The 17,310-nt window shown below is 62.7% G+C and carries 24 protein-coding genes and 1 tRNA gene; 2 read left to right on the forward strand and 23 right to left on the reverse strand.

Going from position 1 to position 17,310, the window contains the following annotated elements; genetic code table 11:
- Positions 1–43: 43 nt before the first annotated feature.
- The 22 genes from AB1462_RS22360 to AB1462_RS22465 form a co-directional block, all read right to left on the reverse strand.
- On the reverse strand, positions 44–1,234 hold the full coding sequence (locus AB1462_RS22360) for a phage tail sheath protein (RefSeq protein ID WP_367247950.1): 1,191 nt from the start codon (positions 1,232–1,234) through the stop codon (positions 44–46).
- A gap of 154 nt (positions 1,235–1,388) precedes the next feature.
- The gene (locus tag AB1462_RS22365) at positions 1,389–1,526 is read right to left on the reverse strand and encodes a hypothetical protein (RefSeq protein ID WP_273866313.1); all 138 of its coding nucleotides are present in this window, start codon (positions 1,524–1,526) and stop codon (positions 1,389–1,391) included.
- An 88-nt stretch (positions 1,527–1,614) separates the two neighbouring features.
- Complete coding sequence (locus tag AB1462_RS22370) at positions 1,615–2,040, reverse strand: phage tail protein (RefSeq protein WP_367247951.1); 426 nt, start codon at positions 2,038–2,040, stop codon at positions 1,615–1,617.
- Positions 2,041–2,049: 9 nt separating this feature from the next.
- Positions 2,050–3,891 carry a phage tail protein gene (locus AB1462_RS22375; RefSeq protein ID WP_367247952.1) on the reverse strand — a complete coding sequence of 614 codons (1,842 nt, stop codon included), beginning with the start codon at positions 3,889–3,891 and terminating at the stop codon, positions 2,050–2,052.
- Positions 3,888–4,502 carry a phage tail protein I gene (locus AB1462_RS22380; RefSeq protein WP_367247953.1) on the reverse strand — a complete coding sequence of 205 codons (615 nt, stop codon included), beginning with the start codon at positions 4,500–4,502 and terminating at the stop codon, positions 3,888–3,890. Before AB1462_RS22380 ends, AB1462_RS22375 begins: the two co-directional genes overlap by 4 nt.
- Positions 4,502–5,413, reverse strand: coding sequence for a baseplate J/gp47 family protein (locus AB1462_RS22385; protein WP_367247954.1), 912 nt, complete (start codon positions 5,411–5,413; stop codon positions 4,502–4,504). Before AB1462_RS22385 ends, AB1462_RS22380 begins: the two co-directional genes overlap by 1 nt.
- The gene (locus tag AB1462_RS22390) at positions 5,410–5,763 is read right to left on the reverse strand and encodes a GPW/gp25 family protein (RefSeq protein ID WP_367247955.1); all 354 of its coding nucleotides are present in this window, start codon (positions 5,761–5,763) and stop codon (positions 5,410–5,412) included. Before AB1462_RS22390 ends, AB1462_RS22385 begins: the two co-directional genes overlap by 4 nt.
- A complete protein-coding gene (locus AB1462_RS22395) occupies positions 5,760–6,335 on the reverse strand; it encodes a phage baseplate assembly protein V (protein WP_367247956.1) in 576 nt (191 codons plus the stop codon). The genes AB1462_RS22390 and AB1462_RS22395 overlap by 4 nt, the downstream gene beginning before the upstream one ends.
- Before the next feature lie 74 nt (positions 6,336–6,409).
- Complete coding sequence (locus tag AB1462_RS22400; protein ID WP_099169271.1) at positions 6,410–6,862, reverse strand: phage virion morphogenesis protein; 453 nt, start codon at positions 6,860–6,862, stop codon at positions 6,410–6,412.
- Positions 6,859–7,269, reverse strand: a complete 411-nt coding sequence (locus AB1462_RS22405) for a phage tail protein (RefSeq protein ID WP_019817920.1) — start codon at positions 7,267–7,269, stop codon at positions 6,859–6,861. Before AB1462_RS22405 ends, AB1462_RS22400 begins: the two co-directional genes overlap by 4 nt.
- Positions 7,266–7,487 (reverse strand): Rz1-like lysis system protein LysC, encoded by a 222-nt coding sequence (gene lysC, locus AB1462_RS22410; RefSeq protein ID WP_367247965.1) that lies wholly within the window; start codon positions 7,485–7,487, stop codon positions 7,266–7,268. Before lysC ends, AB1462_RS22405 begins: the two co-directional genes overlap by 4 nt.
- Entirely contained in the window at positions 7,384–7,815 is a 432-nt protein-coding gene (lysB, locus tag AB1462_RS22415; RefSeq protein ID WP_367247957.1) for an Rz-like lysis system protein LysB, read from the reverse strand. The genes lysC and lysB overlap by 104 nt, the downstream gene beginning before the upstream one ends.
- Positions 7,812–8,057: a hypothetical protein gene (locus tag AB1462_RS22420; protein ID WP_367247958.1), complete on the reverse strand. Its 246-nt coding sequence runs from the start codon at positions 8,055–8,057 to the stop codon at positions 7,812–7,814. Before AB1462_RS22420 ends, lysB begins: the two co-directional genes overlap by 4 nt.
- Entirely contained in the window at positions 8,054–8,896 is an 843-nt protein-coding gene (locus AB1462_RS22425; protein ID WP_367247959.1) for an N-acetylmuramidase domain-containing protein, read from the reverse strand. The genes AB1462_RS22420 and AB1462_RS22425 overlap by 4 nt, the downstream gene beginning before the upstream one ends.
- Positions 8,893–9,207, reverse strand: a complete 315-nt coding sequence (locus AB1462_RS22430) for a phage holin, lambda family (RefSeq protein WP_019817924.1) — start codon at positions 9,205–9,207, stop codon at positions 8,893–8,895. The genes AB1462_RS22425 and AB1462_RS22430 overlap by 4 nt, the downstream gene beginning before the upstream one ends.
- A gap of 99 nt (positions 9,208–9,306) precedes the next feature.
- Complete coding sequence (locus tag AB1462_RS22435) at positions 9,307–9,516, reverse strand: tail protein X (protein WP_126585323.1); 210 nt, start codon at positions 9,514–9,516, stop codon at positions 9,307–9,309.
- Positions 9,516–9,713, reverse strand: a complete 198-nt coding sequence (locus AB1462_RS22440) for a hypothetical protein (protein WP_099169266.1) — start codon at positions 9,711–9,713, stop codon at positions 9,516–9,518. The genes AB1462_RS22435 and AB1462_RS22440 overlap by 1 nt, the downstream gene beginning before the upstream one ends.
- Entirely contained in the window at positions 9,713–10,177 is a 465-nt protein-coding gene (locus AB1462_RS22445) for a head completion/stabilization protein (protein ID WP_126585324.1), read from the reverse strand. The genes AB1462_RS22440 and AB1462_RS22445 overlap by 1 nt, the downstream gene beginning before the upstream one ends.
- On the reverse strand, positions 10,174–10,470 hold the full coding sequence (locus AB1462_RS22450) for a hypothetical protein (RefSeq protein WP_367247960.1): 297 nt from the start codon (positions 10,468–10,470) through the stop codon (positions 10,174–10,176). The genes AB1462_RS22445 and AB1462_RS22450 overlap by 4 nt, the downstream gene beginning before the upstream one ends.
- Positions 10,471–10,575: 105 nt before the next feature.
- A complete protein-coding gene (gene gpM, locus AB1462_RS22455; RefSeq protein ID WP_367247961.1) occupies positions 10,576–11,277 on the reverse strand; it encodes a phage terminase small subunit in 702 nt (233 codons plus the stop codon).
- 3 nt (positions 11,278–11,280) lie between these two features.
- Positions 11,281–12,351, reverse strand: a complete 1,071-nt coding sequence (locus AB1462_RS22460; protein WP_367247962.1) for a phage major capsid protein, P2 family — start codon at positions 12,349–12,351, stop codon at positions 11,281–11,283.
- A 31-nt stretch (positions 12,352–12,382) separates the two neighbouring features.
- Positions 12,383–13,243, reverse strand: a complete 861-nt coding sequence (locus tag AB1462_RS22465; RefSeq protein ID WP_169901096.1) for a GPO family capsid scaffolding protein — start codon at positions 13,241–13,243, stop codon at positions 12,383–12,385.
- A 154-nt stretch (positions 13,244–13,397) separates the two neighbouring features.
- On the opposite strand from AB1462_RS22465, the gene AB1462_RS22470 reads away from it, so the two are divergent.
- Both AB1462_RS22470 and AB1462_RS22475 read left to right on the forward strand, forming a co-directional pair.
- A complete protein-coding gene (locus AB1462_RS22470) occupies positions 13,398–15,149 on the forward strand; it encodes a terminase ATPase subunit family protein (RefSeq protein ID WP_169901111.1) in 1,752 nt (583 codons plus the stop codon).
- Positions 15,149–16,210, forward strand: coding sequence for a phage portal protein (locus tag AB1462_RS22475; protein ID WP_099169260.1), 1,062 nt, complete (start codon positions 15,149–15,151; stop codon positions 16,208–16,210). The genes AB1462_RS22470 and AB1462_RS22475 overlap by 1 nt, the downstream gene beginning before the upstream one ends.
- A gap of 929 nt (positions 16,211–17,139) precedes the next feature.
- On the opposite strand, the gene AB1462_RS22480 is transcribed toward AB1462_RS22475, so the two are convergent.
- Positions 17,140–17,215: transfer RNA gene (locus AB1462_RS22480), tRNA-Thr, on the reverse strand.
- Between the last annotated feature and the right edge of the window lie 95 nt (positions 17,216–17,310).

Consider the following 17,310-nt stretch of genomic DNA (forward strand, 5'->3'; position numbering starts at 1 on the left):
TGGCGCTCCTACAGCGCAGCCGAGGCCGCGCGGGTGAATGGGATCAGGCCCTGACGCTCTCGGCGAAGGTCATGAGGTAGCGGTCGGTGATGCGCTGGCGGAACAGCAGGTTTTCCAGCGGCGGGACCGGGGTGTAGTCGTAGTCGAGGAACAGCTTGCCAGCCTTAAGAGTGTTGGCGTCGTTGGCAGCTGGGTCGAACCAGCACTGGCCGTCGATGAGATAGCCGCCGGTTTTCAGCTCGCGGAACTTGGCGTTCACGCCTTCGATGATGTCTTTGACCAGGCTGGCGTGCATGGGCTTGTCCACAGCCCAGAAGTGGGCCTCGGCCATGGTGTCGGCCAACACCTGGGCGGTGCGGGTGTAGTTCTCGAAGGCGAACAGCGGGTCGGCGCTGGTGGTTCGGTTGCCCCAGAAGCGGAAGCCTTCGCGACGGATCAGGGTGGTGACCTCGGCTGCGTTGAGCAGGCCGGCGTCGGTGGCGGGGTTCTGCAGGTCCCAGAAGATGTCCTTGGACAGGCCCGACACGCCGTTGACCGGCACGTTGGACAGGGTTTTATGCCAGCCGACTTGTTCGTCGATCTTGGCTCGCAGGCCCAGGGCGCGAGCGACGGCCGAAGCCGGTGCGTTGGCACTGGTGGCGGTGTCCCAGTTGACGAAGTCTGGCCAGATGAGCATGAGCTCGCGGGAGCCGAAGCCGTCACGATAGGCGATGGCCTCAGAGACGTTCTCGCAGTCCCACGCGCTGGCGTAGGAAAAGGCACGCATCTGTTCGGCAATGGCCGCCAGTTCGGTTGTGACGGCGAGGTTGTCCAGGCCCGGCACACCCAGGATGCGGGGACGCACGCCGAGCTGCACTTCGGCCGCCAGCAGGGCCTTGAGGCCGGTGTACTGACCCTCGGCTGTGACGCCGCCGATGATCTTGGTGGTTTGGTTCGCTTCCTTTGCGGCATCGTCAGCGCCTTCGCCGTCGGCCACGCGCACCACGACGGTGACGGGGCTAGCCTGGTCAGCGATGGCGTCCAGGCTACGGGCCAGGGTGCCCAGCTCGCCGGCTTTGCCGGAAGCGGTGAGCACATCGGTGAGTAGGACGGGGGTGTTGAGCGGGAAGGTAGCCGCGTCGGCATCGCTGCCGGTGCAGACCATGCCCACCACGGCGGTGGCGATAGTGCGAATAGGGCGTGCGCCCCCGTTGATTTCGAGGACGCGAACGCCGTGATGGTAGTCGGTTGCCATTGGGCTGCTCCTGGTGGGCATGGTGCCGTTTCAGTGAGCCTTGAGAGTGACGCGCGCGCGCAAGCGGGGCGAGCAGCGGGCGGTGTAACGGGGCGCGCTACAGCAGGCGCAAGGAAAAGCCCTGGCTTGGGGGCTTGTTTCAGATGAGGGGAGATCAGCGGGCGTTGTTGCCGATGCCGGCGACAGTCGTGCAAAAAAGGCCGATGACTGCGGTGGAGATGGTGCGAATGGGGCGGGTGCCGTCGTTGAGTTCGATGACCCGCACGCCGTGGAGATAGTCTGAACTGGGCATGGGAGGTTAACTGCGCGGTGATGGAATGACAGTGCACAGGCTGCCGCGCGCGCCGGTTGTGCGAGCGCGGGTACAGGTGAACCGTGAGTTATTGGACCTGTTCCGCCAACCATGTAGGGGGCGATGGTCTCTGTTCAGTCTCGGGGAATACTTCGGCCGACGGCCAATCGCGCAATGCCTGCCGGTACTGCAAAAGATCGTTGAACTGCTGCGACGTCAACGTTGTGGTGGCGCCCATGTCCTGCTCATCGCGATGACGTGTAGCTACCCACTCATATCGAGACAGCTCACCTGTTCGCCAAACTCGTTCGCGCCGTTGATGCTCCTCCAATGAGGGTGGTACGGGATCTAAGGCTACCGGCTCGCCCTTTTTACCAGGTTTCAGTACTTTCCCCGTCGCGCATTGTTCAAGCAACTGCGCGTGCTTATCACGGGTAATTTCGACCCCGCCATTGTCGGCAAGACCAAAAGCAAAACGTTGGTCCTCTTCAACCCACTTTGCCCAAATACTCATAGCTTTTCCTCAATAACCGATAGCAATCCAGCGGATATAAGCTGTACCGCTGAAAGATGAAGTGTTGATAATGTCTTCACGTCGGGACTGGAAACCCGTAGATGTCAGCGCACGTACTTGCGAGGCTGCTGTCGACTGAGTTAGCACCCCGTCATGAGCGAAGGTGCTGACGCACGCGGGGATGATGTTGAAGCCCAGCGGGAATGTAACGGCTGTTTCCGCGTCCGCCACTTGGGCAAGGTGCACGCCCCACTGGATCATTAATCCGCCAAGCCACGTCGGAAACACGATTGCGTTATTGGCCCCGCCGCCACCCTTGATGAAAGCGAAGCCAAAACGCATCTTAGCGGGCGTCACAAATTTGTTATCCGCGCTCCCGGTATCAACTTCTTCCTGGCTTGCGGCCTTATTAGCGAAAAGGTTATCAACCTGCGTCTTTGTATACGCGTCGCCGATCCCGTAACCCGCCAAAGTTATCGCCCAATTGGCCTTGTTAGCGAAAAGGTTATCAACCTGTGTCTTTGTATACGCGTCGCCGATCCCGTAACCCGCCAGAGTTATCGCCCAGTTGGCCTTGGGTGCGAGCAAACCGTCGACTTGCGTTCGGGTGTACCCATTTACCAACGTCATATAGCTTGCTGGATTAAAGTTACCGCTGTGCCACAACGTGCGCGTATTGCCCCACTGCCCCGATAACCTGGTCGAACGAACAAGAATCGTAGGCTCTTCGCCGGCGTACTTGAAACCTAGCTGGGCGCAGTAATCGTCAGTGATGTAAGGGAATTTCAAGACAGAGACGTAATTACCAAAATTCGTATCACCTGCCGCAAATGAATGAAACCCTCCATCCAAGTCGATCTTTTCAATTTCACCAACTGGGGCAATCTTTCCGCCCAAACCGACATAACCTTTTTGCAAGCCGTCTGTAATTCCATGACCGGCCAAAGTATCTGGGTTGGTGCCTGCTATAACGCGTCCGTACTTGTCGACCGTGACCTTGCCGTAAGCGCCTGCATTGATGCCCGTGCGGCCGGCAACCAATTCGAAGGCGAGTGCAGTGGTACCTAGGACAATCGGCGCATCCGTTACCAACTGCCAGACGCTGTCGCCGTTGGCCATGCCCTTTTCTACGCTGACGAACAGCCCAGGCGTAACTTCAATGCTGGCGTCCGCATCCTGGGCACGCTTCCACACGCCCGCTGGGGGAACAACGTAGATGCCGTTGTCCTTGGCCTGGGCCTGGTCCTTCACCAGTACGCGAGCGCCGGCCGACAACAGCTCGCCGTCGATTGTCTGGATGCCGCTCAGCACGATGTTGGCTGTGGTGGCCACCAGCACCGAGTGCTTGTAGTCCAGCTTCGACAGCGCTTCTACAACCACGGTGTCGACGTACTCGCGGGTTGCCAATACAACGCTAGGGTCGATCTTCAGCTCAATGTTCGCCGTGCTGCTGACGATCAGGTTGATGCGAATCACCTGCGTCCGGCCAGAGCCCTGGGTGAGCAGCGGCTTGAACGTTGGCGCGCAGTTGGCGACCGCGACCATGTCGCCGTCCGCGTCATACAACGCAAGTTCCCGTACCCACCACCCGCCGACGCTCTCGGGGATGATCTGCTCGGCGATGATCACGCTGGCGTTGGTCGGATCCACCTTCACCTGGTTCAACGGTGCGCGTCGGCGCTCGTTGATCAGTTTGGTTTGCGTGCGGCTGGGGATAGGGTCGGTGCCGTTGGCATCACCCACAGCCATCTGGGCGAACGTCCAGGATGTGCCGAGGGCTGCGGCGTTGGCCTGCTTGGCTTCACCGACGGCGGTGAGAATCGCAAAGAACTGACTGTTTTGGTCGGTCATGAGTAGATGTCCATCGTGTCAATGTGGTGTTCGCGGCCACCGATGCGGTACACGCCGCTGACGTCGATATCGCGCTGGGTCGGTGGGTAAACGCTGAGTTCGTCGCCTTCGGAAACGCATGCTCCGATGTACACGGTGCCGGTGCTTTCGAGGCTGATAGCCAGGCCGGTCAGTGGGCGGCTGAGCGGCTTGGCGTCGTCAATCAGCCAGGTCAGCTCCAGGTACATTTCCTCGGTGATGCCGGTGTCCAGCACGCCGACCTTCAAGGCAAACGTGCCGGGCACACCTGCCGGTACGGTCTGCCACCACTCCACCACCTCGATCAGATAACCCAGCGGCTCGACCACGCGGCGCAACGCGCCGATGGTGCCCTTGCGGGAGTGGATGAAGTAGGAGGCCTTGATGGCGTTGCGCTTCGCGCTCTCGGGCCAGGACTGGGACCAACGGTCGACCGAGAAGGCCCAAGCCAGGTAGGGCAGCAGCGCCACGGGGCAGGCGTCCGGGTTCCAGAGGTCGCGCAGCGGCACGGGCACGCGCTCGATCTGCGCCAAGGCCTGGGCGGCGAGGCGCTCCAGCTCGGTGGCGTTGCCAGGCAGCAGGCGCGGGATCATTACTCGGCCACCTTGACGCTGTAGGCGGTGCAGTAAGGCGCCTGGGTGAGGCTAGCTACGACGTCAGACCAGCCGGGGAGCTCGACGCGCTTGACGCCCTCGATGTGCAGGGCGGCATCCAGGGCGGAGCGGTTGACCTCCTGACCAAGGCGGCGGCGAGCGTTGACTAGTGCAGCAAGGCGGGCCTCGGCGGCGGAGCGGACCGGCTCGGATTCGGGGCCGGAGCTGTTCAGGTAAAGCACAGCCTCCACAGAGTAGGGCAGCACCTGGACACTTTGCACGGTGAGGCGGTCGGCTACTGGGCGGCGGTCCTCGTCGCTAAGGTAGGCGGCGACCACGGCGAGCAGATCGGACGCTGCGGTGCCGTTGCCCAAGGAGCTCTGTACGGTGACGACGACCTCGGCCGGGGCCGGGCTTATCGCCGAAGCATCGGCGACGCGACCGTCTGCACTGCGAGCGTGGAAGATGTAGGCGTTGCGTGGGCCGGCGGTGCTGAGACCTTCCATGGCCATCTGGATGCGCTCGCGCAGGCTCTCATATTCTTCCAGAACAGCCGCCACCGGGGGCACTGCGGACGGGTTGGCCGGGGTGATGACCAGGCGCGCGACGTTGAAGCGGGCGCCGATCTGCTCCAGGTCCGCGCCCTGGGCGAAGGGCAGCAGCACGGCAAGGGCGGCCTCGTTGACGCGCTGGCGGAGCAGTGTTTCGCGATAGGCGCTCTCCTGGAGCAGCTTGGTGAGCGGCTCGGATTCCAGGGCGAGGGTGGCGGCCACCTCGGCTTGCTGATCGGCCGGCCAAAGGCTGACGGCGTATGCCTTGCGCTCGGCGAGGATCGCCTCGTAGTCGATCTGCTCGACTACGACGGGCGCTGGCAGTCGACTGAGGTCGATAGGGGTAAAGGTGGTGGTCATGTGGAGGCCCCCAGGCTCAGCGGTACGCGCAGGCTGAGCGATTCGTTGGTGTCGGTGACGGTCCCCTCGACGTCCAGTACGGCGCCGCCCGGTTCGTCGGTGGGGGTGAGTTGCACGCGGCTGAGGCGGATGCGCGGCTCCCAGCGCATGAGGGCCATGGTGATGGCGGCATAGGCTTGCAGGCGGGTGGCGCTGTTGAGCGGCCAGTCCATGAGGTCGGCCATCGGACTGCCGTACTCCCGGCGCATGATGCGGCTGCCGAGCGGCGTGGTGACGATGTCGGCGATGGATTGAGCCAGGTGCTGGCGGTCGCGGAGGGTGCGCCCGGTCTTGGTGCTCATGCCGATCATGGAGTTGGCCCTTCCGAAACGGCGGAGCCTTTGGTGATGCCCTTGGTGCGGTGGTTGCGCAGGCTGATGTCGGCAGCGATGACGTCCTCGCTGACGTTCACCGTTCCGGTAACTTGCTGATTCCCGGTCTGGGTGTAGTCACCTTTATGAGTGATAGGGCCGTCGATATGGATACCGCCAGTGCTGACCAGGTGAGTGACGCCGCCGTCGGGCAGGATGGCGCGGAGCACATGCGCAACGAAGTCGTACTCGACAACAGCGCCGTCTGGATAGGTACGGCGATGCAGGCCCTCGCGGTCGCCGTTGGCCGGGTTGGCGTTACTGAATAGGCCGACCAAGGCGACTCCCTGGGCGAGCACTCCGGATGGGCTGAGCAGGACGACTTGCTCGCCGACGGTGGGTGGGTCCCATTCCTTAGAGGTGCCTGCGCGCAGTGCCAACCAGGGCAGCCAGATGGTGGTGATTTCGCCAGATTTCACGCGGACACGGGCCTTGGCGACGTCGACCTCGGCGATGGTGCCGAGACGGACGAGGTTTTCGATGAGGCGGGCAAGTTCGGCGAGTTGGTTCATGCCGCTGATGCTGCAGCTCGCGCGCGCGGGGTGCACTTGGCGTGGGCTGTAGCTGGGCGCGCTACAGCGCGAGGTCAGGCGGTGAGGTGGGTCAAGAGGCGGTCGCGGATCATTTCGAGGTCGACATCGGTGAAGCCGAGCAGCTCACGGCGGTCGTACTGCACGTCGGCCTGGCCGCGCCCGGGGCGGTCGCGCAGGCCGTACTGGTGGACACGGGCGATGCGCGAGACGCGACCGGCGAAGGCGATGGCGATGGTATTGGGGGTGCTCTGCAGGCGCAGGTACTTAGCCTGGCGCAAACGGGTAAACATCTGGCGCTTGATGCGGCCGACCTTGCCGCGCAGTTGGCGGGGCTTGCGTGCGGCGTAGGGGGTGCCGTCCGGGTTGCGCTGGACGGCGATGCGCTTTTGCTGATTGCGGCGCAGCTCGCGGCCGATGTTGTTGCCAAGTTTGCGGCGTTCGCCTGGGGAGAGCTTGGCGAGCAGCGGGCTGACCCACTCTTCCAGGGCGTGGAGGTTGTCTGTCACAGCTCGAAGTCCGGCTCTTCGGGGTGGCTTATGTCGAGGCTACCATCGCCCAGGCGTTTGACGATGACGCGCTCGGTGAGTGGCAGCTTGAGGGACATATCGACCTTGCCGCCGTCCAGGATGTCGGCCTCGAAAGCGATGGCATCCTTTCCGCGCTCCAGGTTGGTGAGCAGCTCCGGCTGCTGGCGGCGCAGCCACTCCAGCACCGGAATGAACACGCTGTCCGGGTGGCCGGCGAATTCGGTAAGCAGGACCTGCAGAGTGTAGGTGTACTCAAAGGACAGGCCCTTAGCCGCCGTGCAGCGGACGCTGCCGGCGTCGATGAAGATGAGCATCCGGTCTGGGTTTTTCTTGAGGCCTGCGACGGCGGTGAGCAGGTGCTCGCGGAGGCTGTTGGGTTTGTTCATGGATTGGCTGCCTTCTGCTGGCACTCGTAGACCATGTCGACCTTGGCGGCGCAGGCTGCCCAGTCGGCCTCGGTAATGTCCTGGTCGTCGAGGAGCTCGCCGTTGGTGGCTGGATCAGTCGCGCTCAGGGTGCAGCGCGTTACGGCCGGACAGCCAGTCACGATATGCGGCTGCTCCGGTGATGGCTGGGCGCTGCCGCAGGCGGCGAGCAGTAACAGGCAACTGAGCAGCAGCCCAATCGCGTAGTTCGGCGTTTTCACGTTTCAACTCCTTGATCTGTTGCTTGCGGACGTCCAGCTCGCGGCGTAGGTCCTGGCCAGTCTGTTGCAGCGAGGTCTGGGCCTGACGTTCATCAGCGAGGGTGGTGCGCAGGGTGGTGATGGTGGTGGCGTCGCGCTCGATACGGGCGTTGACGGTGGTCAGCCTCTCCTGGGCCAGGGCGGTGCGCCCCTGCTCGGCCTCGCTGCGCTGGTAGGTGCCCCAAAGCAGAAGAGCCAGGGCGCCGAGCAGGGCTGCGCCGTAGAGGGCCTGGCGGAGGGTGGTCATTTGCGGTACCAGCCGGCAGCATTCATGTCTGCCTCATCGAGGACCTGAAGGTCGCCACAGATAACGAGTGGCGGTACAGGCATTACGTGCTTGAGGGCATCGGCCATCTTTTGGCACTGGTCAATGGGTGTTCCGGCCGGCAGAAGAACAGCTCCGCACCCCCCGGTGGGCGACAGGCTTGTCATTCGCTGAACTAGTTCGCTGTATGGGAAACGCTCCGCTTGGCTCTTTACCTTGTTCATGCCGCCTCCTTGCTGCAGCCACAGTTGGCGTGCTGCTCGTAGGCGCGTTCGAGCTTTACGTCGTAGAGATTACGGGCGTAAGCCGGGCCGTTGTACGCCTTGGCGAAGGCTGCCCACTTCTTGCCCTTGAGGGCCTTGAGCAGGGCCGGGTCGGCCTCGATGAAGCGGACGAACGCCTCGAACTGCTGGTTCTCGTCCTGGCTCATGAGCCGGACGAACTCGTCGACGCTGGCGTAGCCCAGGCGCACGGCGTGGTAGCCCATGATCTGGAAGGCGCCCCAGCTGGCCGACTCGTTGGCACAGAGCGCGTCGATCATGCGGGCCTGGGCCAGGCGTTGGTGTTCCGCGGCGCCGCCGATGTAGCCGCCGGGCTTGGTGTTGACCAGGGCGGGATACTGGGCGGCGAGCTCGTCGGCGTGGCGGCGCAGAGCGGCCTGGTCGTCACCTTCGACGCGCGGCAGGGCCAGGCGTTGGTGCATAACATGGCGCTCGAAGAGGATCTTCGGCTTGCCGGTGGCCAGGAAGCCGGAGCCGGCGCTCTCCACCTCGTTGACGGCGTAGATGGCGGCCAGCTCGACGCCCAAGCGCTTAGCCGCTGCCGCGAGGGTGGCATTGCGCAGCAGCTTGCTGCAGTCGGTGCCGGCCAGTGCGGCGAGGGTCTTCTCGCCGGCCTTGCCGTCGACCACCAGGCCGATCTTGGCTTGATACGCGCGGACGGCCTTTTCGGTTTCGTCGCCGTAGTCGCCATCGGTGGCCAGTTGGGCGCCGTGCGCGTTGAGTTGTTGCTGCAGGCGGCGGACGGCGAGGCCTTTGTCGCCGTGCTTGAGCGCTTCGGTCATAGCTGGTCTGCCTTGCGGGTAGCGATGCGTTTGAGACTGGAGCGCACGAAGTCGGCGCCGAGCAGACCGACCACGCCGCCGAAGAAGGGCGCGAACTGTTCTGGGATGCCGAACAGGGCCAAGCCGTTGCTCACTGCCAGGGTGATGAGGCCGCAGATGAAGCCTTCGCCCAGGGCACGGCGTAGGCTGCCGCCGGAATAGATGAAGCGGGCCGAGGCGAGTAGCGCCGAGAGCACTGCGGCATATATGAGTGGGTGGTGCTGCTCCATCCAGGCGAGCAGCATGGCCCAGGTTTCGGGGCGATCAGGCATCTGTGACATTCCTTGCGTCCTGTGGAAGAGAGTGGGCGAGCTGCACGAATGGCCGGCGGCTAAAGAGCCTGCCTTCCCCTTTGTTGGCGGCGAGGTAGATCAGTCCCATAGGTTCACCACTTGGCGCTGTTCAGGTTGAGGGGCGGCATCCGGCAGGATGACGGTGGTGCCGTGGGGGATGACCGGGCCGAGGTCAGCGAGGCCTGGGTTGGCGTCGAGAACGGCCTCGGTGACGCCGGCAGTGCGGCCGTAGTAGTGCCAGCAGAGGCTGTCGACGGTGTCGCCTTGGGCGGCGATGACGGTGGCCATCAGTCGCCCCCCTGTTGTTGGACTTGGTCGGGATAGACCCAGGGGCCGTCCTCGGAGACGAGCGCACCTGGAGAGCGGCCGGATTCGACTTCACGGCAAACGGCGTATCCCAGCGGGTGCATGATTTCTCGGTTGATTCGCTCCAGCAGACCGAGGCGGGAAATTTCGTTCCAGTCGATGACTTTGGGCTTGTTCATCAGAGCAGCTCCACGGTGGCGTGGCTGATGCCTAGGATGGTGCGCAGGGCCTTGCGGGCGTCGCGCCGCAGCTGGTCGGGGCTGCTCTCTTCCTCTGTGACCTTCTGCTCGCCGCTGTTGGTGGCGTCGAAGCTGTTGTAGCGCTCGATCAGCTCGGCCAGGGCGCCGCAGTAGATGACGCGACGGTAGAGGTGCAGCCATTGGCTTTCGCCCTTGATCTGCTCGGCCGGCACGTCGGCCAGGGTGGCATGGCCTTCGGCCTGGCGCGCGGCGCGGTAGGTGGCGAGCTCTCGGTTGGCCTCGATCATGGCGTTGACGGTGGCTACTTCGAGACGGTCGTCGGTGACGCTGGAGTCGATACGCATGGCGGCGCGCAGTTGCTGGCCGTCGATATCCGGCCAGAAGTTCGCGTTGCTGATCGGGTAGGCGGCGCTGGTGTCGCCGCCCGCGATAAATCCGCTCATGCAGGCGCTCCCAGCCGATCAACTCGGCCAATTTCGCGCAGCAGCTCACTACGGCTGAACAGGTGGGCATGCTCGTCGGCAATCCTTGTCAGCAGGAAATTAGCGTTTCGATTTATCTGGGCGCGCTCGCGCGGGGTGGCCGGTAGGATGCCGTCCTTGCCGATAGGGCCAGTACAGACCATGCGGTCGTAGGCTTCTGCCTCGCTCACATAGCGTTCAGCGGCCTGACGTAGTGCCGCCTCTGCAGGTGTCTGCCGGAAGGCGCACAGGTACTGGTCTGCAAATCCGCTCATGCTCAGGCCTTGAATAAGTCGGCGGTGGTCGGGGTATCACAGCGAGGCCAAGGAGTTAACCTGCTGATCAACCCCGAGCCGCCGGGGTTGCGGGGGACCGCTCGGTTAGCTGGCAGGGCCAGCGTGTTTCTTGAGGAGGCGCTCAGCGCGCTCCAGGTCTTTCTTGCCGCCGCAGCTGTTGTGCTGCTGGATGGCGCTTTTCAGTAGGTCAATGCCGGCCTGAATCTGGCCAGGTTGGCCTGGGTTGTTCTCGTCCAGGCCGACCAGAGTGGAACGGCCCAGGGCGAGAGTGAGCTTGGCGCGAGCTTCGTCCGGCATGTCCTGTTCCGCGGTGAGCACAGCGGTGCGGGTCAGGATGTCGTGCGCGAATACGCTGCCGGCCTTCTGGGCCGTCAGTGCGGCTTCTGCCACTTCCTCGGCCACCAGGCAGCCGGTGGTGCGGTTGAAGCGGTTCGGCGTCTGCAGGTTGTGGCGGATGACGTACTCGGCGATGTCCAGGCCGCCGGCGTAGTCGCCCGCGTCGAAGCGCCAGACCATGATGGTGACCAGCACGTCGTCCTGGGCACCCTGGCCGGCGGCGAGGACGCCGTCGACGTAGGGCACGTATTCCGGGAGCAACTCGGCCTTGACCTTCGCCTTGTTCTGTTGCGACTGGACCTGTTTGAGGCGCAGTTGATCCTGCTGGAGCTTGGCGAGCATAAGCTCGTAGCTGGTGAGGCCATCCATAAGCGCGGCGGGCGCGGTGCGCGCCGCCTCCTGGGCGGCACGCTTGCGCAGTTGGGTGCGTTGGGCAAGGGTCAGGGCCATGGCTTATGCCTCAGTCGGGGCTGGGTAGGTCATGGCCTCGACGTTCTCCACCAGGGCAACCGCCTCGAAGTCCTCGATGACGTAGGCGTCATTGCTGGACTGGTAGTCAGCAATGCGGTCGTACTCCGGTTCGTCTTTCAGGTGGCGTCGGCGGGCGTCTTCCTGCCAGTAGATGGAGAGGTTCTTGAGGAAGGTGACCAGCACGGTTCCCTCCGGGAAAAACGGGGCATCGACCACTGGCAGGCCGCCGAGACGGGCGCGGCTGACGATTTCCTGTGCGGCGTTCTCTTCCTGGTTGGCGGCTGCGCCTTTTTCCACGGCCTTGAGCAGCTTCTCGTGCATCAGGTCGCGGCTGACCAGTACCACCAGGTCGGGACGGCTGCGGTGCCACGGGGCGAGCATCTGGATAGCGTCGAACACCAGGCCGTCGAGGGTCTGGTAGTCGCCACCGATTCCGGTGTCGACGCCGGCCACCTTGATCACTTTGGTGCCGCCTACGGTAACTTTGCCAGCGACGGCGCCCTCGTCCATAACGTGATCCGCGGCGCCTTCCCGGATCTTCTGCAGCCAGCCTTTGTTGACGTCCTGCAGCAGGGGGTTGTTAGCGCGGTCGGTAGCCAATGCCGCACTGGTACCGTTGAAGCCGATCATGATGCGGTCGAGGGACTGGCGCTCGATGATGGCGTTGGTCAGGCGTACCTGAAAGTCAGGGAACTTGGCCCAGGCGTCGAGTAGCGCGTAGGGGAACGCGGTGTCGAAGTTGGTTTGCTTGCAGGCGTACACGTCCTTGGTCAGTTTGGAGACGTCGGCCGGGTTGCGGCGGTTGCCCGCTGCGGTGTTGGTGCGGCTGGCGATGGGACCATTGACCCCGGCGAGCAGGGCTTCGCCTGTTTGCTCGTTGACGCCGATCAGGTTGATGGCCTTGAGGAAGGCGCTGGATTCCTGCATGGCAGTTTCCAGCGTCTGCTGAACGCTGGGGGCGACGTTGAATTTCTCGGTTGCACTGGCAACGCCGTTGAGCAGAGCGATCTGCGCGGCCAGGGCGGTGAAAGCGAGGCGGGTTACGTTACGCATTAGGTGTTCTCCGGGGGCGGGCTGGGTGGTGTCAGAACTTGGTCAGCACTTTGCCGTCGCCGCCCGTAGCTGGTGGGCGGTGCTGCTGGCTGTGGTCTTCGGTGTCACCCAGGCGCTTGAGCAGGTCAGCGAATTCGCCGGCCAGTTTTTCGTGGGCGGTTTGCAGAGTGTTGAGTTTGGTCTGCTCGGTGGTGAAGGCTGTGCCCTGGTCCTTGGCGTGGTTGGCGAGCGCCTCAACGGCTTCCGTCAGCTCGGAGAATTGGGCGTCATCCTTGACAGACTTGTCCTTGCTCTTGCCGAGGGCATCCATGACCCGGTTAAACAGGCCCAGGGCCTTGTTTTCCGTTTCTGCTACTTCCTCGAATTTGATTTCAGCCTCCAGGGCCTCGGTGAACATCGAGGTCGCGGAGTAGTGGCGATCCTTGAATGGGCTGGCGTCTGGCTTCTGCGCAGAGAATGCGAGCACGTCGGTACCCAGGCTTGCTGGCGAATCGGTCACGGCCAGGCCGACGATGTAGGCCTCGCCGCTGTCGGCGAAGCTCTCGTCGATTTCGATGGAGGTATAAATCTTCTGCTTGGCCTTGTTCATGGCCACCAGCTCAGGGGTTGGTTCGATCTGGGCGAACAGGGCGAGCTTCTTCTGACCGGCAATCTCAACCTCTTCAGTCTTGACCGCCGTGATGTCGCCGTAGGCTTTGAAAGGGCTGTCCGGTAGCAGGCTACGGAAGTGTTCCAGCCATACGCGGGCGCCATAGGTGTTCTGGCTGAAATTTTTGGCGGCTTGCTCCAGCCAAGTGCGCTCGATCTTGCGCTTATCGCTGGTGGCGCCTTCAACGGCGACACGGAACCAGTTAGAGCGGAATTTCTGGGCGGGGGCGTTGCTTGCGGCCATGTGGGCTGTCCTCGATGCGTTGGCGGCGGTTGCCGTTGCGTTGAGGGCATGGTCGACAGTGGAGGAACGCGCGGCAACGCTCTGAGCTTGTAGCGGGGCGCGCTACAGGGCGCGGAGTTAGGGGCTCGCGCGCGTGAGCGGCAGCATCTGCGTCATGAATGCAATCGCCCAGCCGACCACCGATCCACGCCGCCACGCCAAGTTCCTGTATTGGACGGGCTGGCGCATCACCGATATCGCCGATTATCTCAGCGAGAAAGAGAAGACCCTGCACAGTTGGAAAACACGGGACGAGTGGGACCGGGCGGACAACGTTGAGCGGATCGGCGGGGCGCTGGAGGCGCGTCTGGTGCAGCTGATCCTCAAGGACGGCAAGACCGGCGGTGACTTCAAGGAAATCGACCTGTTACATCGGCAGTTGGAGCGGCAAGCCAGGATTCAGCGTTACCAGGACGGCGGGACCGAGACGGACCTCAACCCGAACATCGCCAAGCGAAACGAGGGGCCCAAGAAGGCACCCAAGCGCAACGAGCTGGACGAAGGGCAGATCGAGACACTGGTCGAGGCGTTCCGCGACAGCTGTTTCGACTATCAGCTTGACTGGCACCGCGCGGGGAACATGCGCACCCGCATGATCCTGAAGAGCCGGCAGATAGGCGCGACGTTCTACTTCGCCCGCGAGGCGCTGATAGACGCTATCACCACGGGCCGCAACCAGATTTTTCTGTCGGCCAGCAAGGCGCAGGCGCACCAGTTCAAGACCTACATGCAGTCCTTCCTCAACGAAGTGCTGGGGGTAAAGCTGAGTGGCGACCCCATTGTCCTGTGGAACAACGCCGAGCTGCACTTCCTAGGAACCAACTACCGCACGGCGCAGGGTCGCAGCGGAAACTTCTATTTCGACGAGTTCTTCTGGGTCCATGGCTTCGCCGAGATCAACAAAGTGGCCTCGGGTATGGCTCTGCACAAGAAGTGGCGTAAGACCTACTTCTCGACGCCCAGCAGCATGGCGCACCCAGCCTACAACTACTGGACGGGCGAGCGCTTCAACAAGGGCAAGCCAACGGCCCAGCATATCCAGCTGGACGTGAGTCACGAGGCGCTGCAGCAGGGCCGGTACTGCGAGGACCGCATCTGGCGCCAGATTGTCACCATCCTCGATGCGGAGGCACGCGGCTGCGATCTGTTTGACCTGGACGAACTGCGTGAGGAATACGACGCGGCGGCCTTCCAGAACTTGCTGATGTGCCAGTTTGTCGATGACGGGCAGAGCATCTTCCCGCTGTCGATGCTGCAGCCGTGCATGGTGGAAAGCTGGGATTGGCCAGACTACAGCCCCTTTGCGATGCGGCCCTTCGGCGAGCGGCCCGTTTGGGTTGGGTACGATCCCGCCGAGAGCGGCGACTCTGCCGGCCTGGTGGTTGTGGGACCTCCGCTGGTGGCTGGTGGCAAGTTCCGTGTACTGGAGCGCCACCAGTTTCGGGGCATGGACTTCTCCGCGCAGGCCGAAACGATCCGGCAGGTTACCCGCCGCTACAACGTGGCCTATATCGGGATCGACACAACGGGCATCGGTAGCGCCGTTGCTCAGTTGGTGCGCCAGTTCTTCCCGGCGCTGAAGACGTTTTCCTACAACCCCGAAGTCAAGACCCGCCTGGTGATGAAGGCGTGGGACGTGATCAGCAAGGGTCGCCTTGAATTCGATGCCGGCTGGATCGACATCGCGCAGTCGCTCATGGCCATCCGCAAGACCATCACCCCAGGCGGACGCCAGTTCACCTATGTCGCGGGCCGCAACGACAGCACCGGCCACGCCGATCTGGCGTGGGCGCTCTTTCACGCATTGCACAACGAGCCGCTGGAGGGCCGGACAGCGGCCAACACCGGCATCATGGAGATCTACTGATGAGCAAGAATCGCAACCGCCGCAGCCAGGACCTGGCGGCAACTACCCAGGCGCGAGAAGGCGAGCTGCTGGTCAAGGATCAGGGTGGCCAGTCGATGGCCTTCACCTTCGGCGATCCGGTGCCGGTGCTCGATGGTCGGGAGATCCTCGACTATCTGGAGTGCTGGGCCAATGGCCGGTGGTATGAGCCGCCAGTATCCCTGGACGGCCTGGCCCGCTCGACGAAGGCGAGCGTTTATCTGCAGTCTGGGCTCAACTTCAAGCGCAACGCACTGGCGCGCACCTTTATCCCTCACCGGTTGCTGAGCCGTGCGGCGTTCGAGCAGATAGTCATGGACTGGGGGTGGTGCGGCAATCTGTACCTGGAGAAGCGCGACAACATGCTGCGCCAGGCGCTTGGCCTGAAACCGTGCCTGGCGAAGTACATGCGACGCGGTACCGACCTGGTGACCTACTACCAGGTGCGCGGATGGAAGGACGAGCACGAGTTCAAGACTGGTAGCGTCTGCCACCTGCGTGAGGCGGATATCAACCAGGAGGTCTACGGCCTGCCAGAGTGGCTGGCGTCCCTGCAGAGCGCGCTGCTCAACGAGTCGGCCACGCTCTTCCGCCGCAAGTATTACCAGAACGGCTCGCACGCGGGGTTCATTCTTTACATGACCGACGCGGCACAGAACGAGGATTTCGTCACTAACCTGCGCGACGCGATGAAGAGCAGCAAGGGGCCCGGCAACTTCCGCAACCTGTTCATGTACGCCCCGGGCGGCAAGAAGGATGGTATGCAGCTGATCCCGATCAGCGAGGTGGCGGCCAAGGACGACTTCGCCTCGATCAAGAACATCAGCCGCGACGATCTGCTGGCGGCGCTGCGCATTCCGCCCCAGCTCATGGGTATCGTGCCGCAGAACGCGGGCGGGTTCGGGTCGATCCGCGACGCCGCCCAGGTGTGGGCGCTCAACGAGCTGGAGCCGGTTCAGGCTCGACTGGCGCAGATCAACGATTGGCTCGGAGAAGAGGTGGTGCGTTTCAACCCGTATGAGCTGCCTGCCGCTGTCAACTGACTGTCGAGCGCACACGAAAAAGCCGCCCATGAGGCGGCTTTTTTTTGGGTTCTACGCGCGGAAGTTTGCGGCTTCTTCAACGTAAAAAACCCCAGTTAACACTACCACTTCCAGGTACTTCAAGCCAGCGTTAAGGGGGCTGCGCGCCGGTATTTACGGGGCTCCCAGCGGGGTAGACGACGAGCGGCCGGCAGGTGGCGCGACGCTGCGGGCGCGTGGCTGGTCGAGGGTGCCGGCGCGTGGGTTGGGCTCCCGGTCTGGGGCTGCTGTCGACCCCGGTTTTCACCCGGCGCGCGCGCTCGTCCCCCCGCCACGCCTGCGGGCTAAACGTGGCGCATTTTCTGCGCCCCTGCAGACCACCCAGCGCGGCCAAGGCAGCGGGCTGGAGGCAGGGTATGGGGCGAGGCAAAAACCTGCGATTCCCTGCACTGGAGGGGCTTCTATGGGCTATGGGGTGCATCTAGGTTCGAGGGGGTGGTCGGGGGCGATTTTCGGAAAGAGTAATTTCAGCAATCTGCGGTCAGACCGACCCTGGAGGCCACGCCGTCCGGGGGATTTGACATTACAAACAGATGTAACTTAGGAGTAATCAAAAATGTAATTTTTTATAAGGTGCTGATTTATAAGGCTTTTTTGTAGCCTCAATATCACCTTAAGAAAGAGTAACCAGATTACATATTAGTTACTAGAAAGTTACATTTGCCCACTGTCGGAAAACCTTTGCAGTTCAAGGCGTTGCGCCTGTTTCTCGGCAGGGGTTACAGAAATTACTATTTTTGCGCACCCCCCACTACCTGAAAAAATCCATCCAGTCTGGGGTGTGTGCGTATGCGCGCGTTCTACAGTCTTGTTACGCGGCTTGTTACGTGCGTTGTTACGTATGGCGGATAAAACAAAGGCCTGCATCGCTGCAAGCCTTTGTTTTTAAATGGTGCCGGCACCAGGAGTCGAACCCGGGACCTACTGATTACAAGTCAGTTGCTCTACCAACTGAGCTATACCGGCGTGTTAGGGCGACGATTATAGCGACTGCCAAGGTTCTGTAAACCCCTGAAATCTGACTATTTTTGCGAAAACCCAAGTTTTCGCAAATCTCCCCA

Origin of the sequence: Pseudomonas sp. SB113 (assembly GCF_040754745.1) — a bacterium.
Taxonomy (GTDB): Bacteria; Pseudomonadota; Gammaproteobacteria; order Pseudomonadales; family Pseudomonadaceae; genus Aquipseudomonas; species Aquipseudomonas grimontii.

Bases quoted from the DNA above. Each gene is read 5' to 3' on its own strand.
- AB1462_RS22435 (WP_126585323.1), bottom strand. From the start codon at position 9,516: ATGGCCACCGTCATCGCCGCCCAAGGCGACACCGTCGACAGCCTCTGC.
- lysB (WP_367247957.1), bottom strand. From the start codon at position 7,815: ATGACCACCCTCCGCCAGGCCCTCTACGGCGCAGCCCTGCTCGGCGCC.
- AB1462_RS22390 (WP_367247955.1), bottom strand. From the start codon at position 5,763: ATGATCGGCATGAGCACCAAGACCGGGCGCACCCTCCGCGACCGCCAG.
- AB1462_RS22375 (WP_367247952.1), bottom strand. From the start codon at position 3,891: ATGACCGACCAAAACAGTCAGTTCTTTGCGATTCTCACCGCCGTCGGT.
- gpM (WP_367247961.1), bottom strand. From the start codon at position 11,277: ATGGCCCTGACCCTTGCCCAACGCACCCAACTGCGCAAGCGTGCCGCC.
- AB1462_RS22475 (WP_099169260.1), top strand. From the start codon at position 15,149: ATGAGCAAGAATCGCAACCGCCGCAGCCAGGACCTGGCGGCAACTACC.
- AB1462_RS22430 (WP_019817924.1), bottom strand. From the start codon at position 9,207: ATGCCTGATCGCCCCGAAACCTGGGCCATGCTGCTCGCCTGGATGGAG.
- AB1462_RS22380 (WP_367247953.1), bottom strand. From the start codon at position 4,502: ATGATCCCGCGCCTGCTGCCTGGCAACGCCACCGAGCTGGAGCGCCTC.
- AB1462_RS22425 (WP_367247959.1), bottom strand. From the start codon at position 8,896: ATGACCGAAGCGCTCAAGCACGGCGACAAAGGCCTCGCCGTCCGCCGC.
- AB1462_RS22465 (WP_169901096.1), bottom strand. From the start codon at position 13,243: ATGGCCGCAAGCAACGCCCCCGCCCAGAAATTCCGCTCTAACTGGTTC.
- AB1462_RS22395 (WP_367247956.1), bottom strand. From the start codon at position 6,335: ATGAACCAACTCGCCGAACTTGCCCGCCTCATCGAAAACCTCGTCCGT.
- AB1462_RS22370 (WP_367247951.1), bottom strand. From the start codon at position 2,040: ATGAGTATTTGGGCAAAGTGGGTTGAAGAGGACCAACGTTTTGCTTTT.
- AB1462_RS22440 (WP_099169266.1), bottom strand. From the start codon at position 9,713: ATGAACAAGCCCAAAGTCATCGACTGGAACGAAATTTCCCGCCTCGGT.
- AB1462_RS22420 (WP_367247958.1), bottom strand. From the start codon at position 8,057: ATGAACAAGGTAAAGAGCCAAGCGGAGCGTTTCCCATACAGCGAACTA.
- AB1462_RS22360 (WP_367247950.1), bottom strand. From the start codon at position 1,234: ATGGCAACCGACTACCATCACGGCGTTCGCGTCCTCGAAATCAACGGG.
- AB1462_RS22450 (WP_367247960.1), bottom strand. From the start codon at position 10,470: ATGAGCGGATTTGCAGACCAGTACCTGTGCGCCTTCCGGCAGACACCT.
- AB1462_RS22470 (WP_169901111.1), top strand. From the start codon at position 13,398: ATGAATGCAATCGCCCAGCCGACCACCGATCCACGCCGCCACGCCAAG.
- AB1462_RS22405 (WP_019817920.1), bottom strand. From the start codon at position 7,269: ATGAACAAACCCAACAGCCTCCGCGAGCACCTGCTCACCGCCGTCGCA.
- AB1462_RS22385 (WP_367247954.1), bottom strand. From the start codon at position 5,413: ATGACCACCACCTTTACCCCTATCGACCTCAGTCGACTGCCAGCGCCC.
- AB1462_RS22365 (WP_273866313.1), bottom strand. From the start codon at position 1,526: ATGCCCAGTTCAGACTATCTCCACGGCGTGCGGGTCATCGAACTCAAC.
- AB1462_RS22445 (WP_126585324.1), bottom strand. From the start codon at position 10,177: ATGAGCGGATTTATCGCGGGCGGCGACACCAGCGCCGCCTACCCGATC.
- AB1462_RS22460 (WP_367247962.1), bottom strand. From the start codon at position 12,351: ATGCGTAACGTAACCCGCCTCGCTTTCACCGCCCTGGCCGCGCAGATC.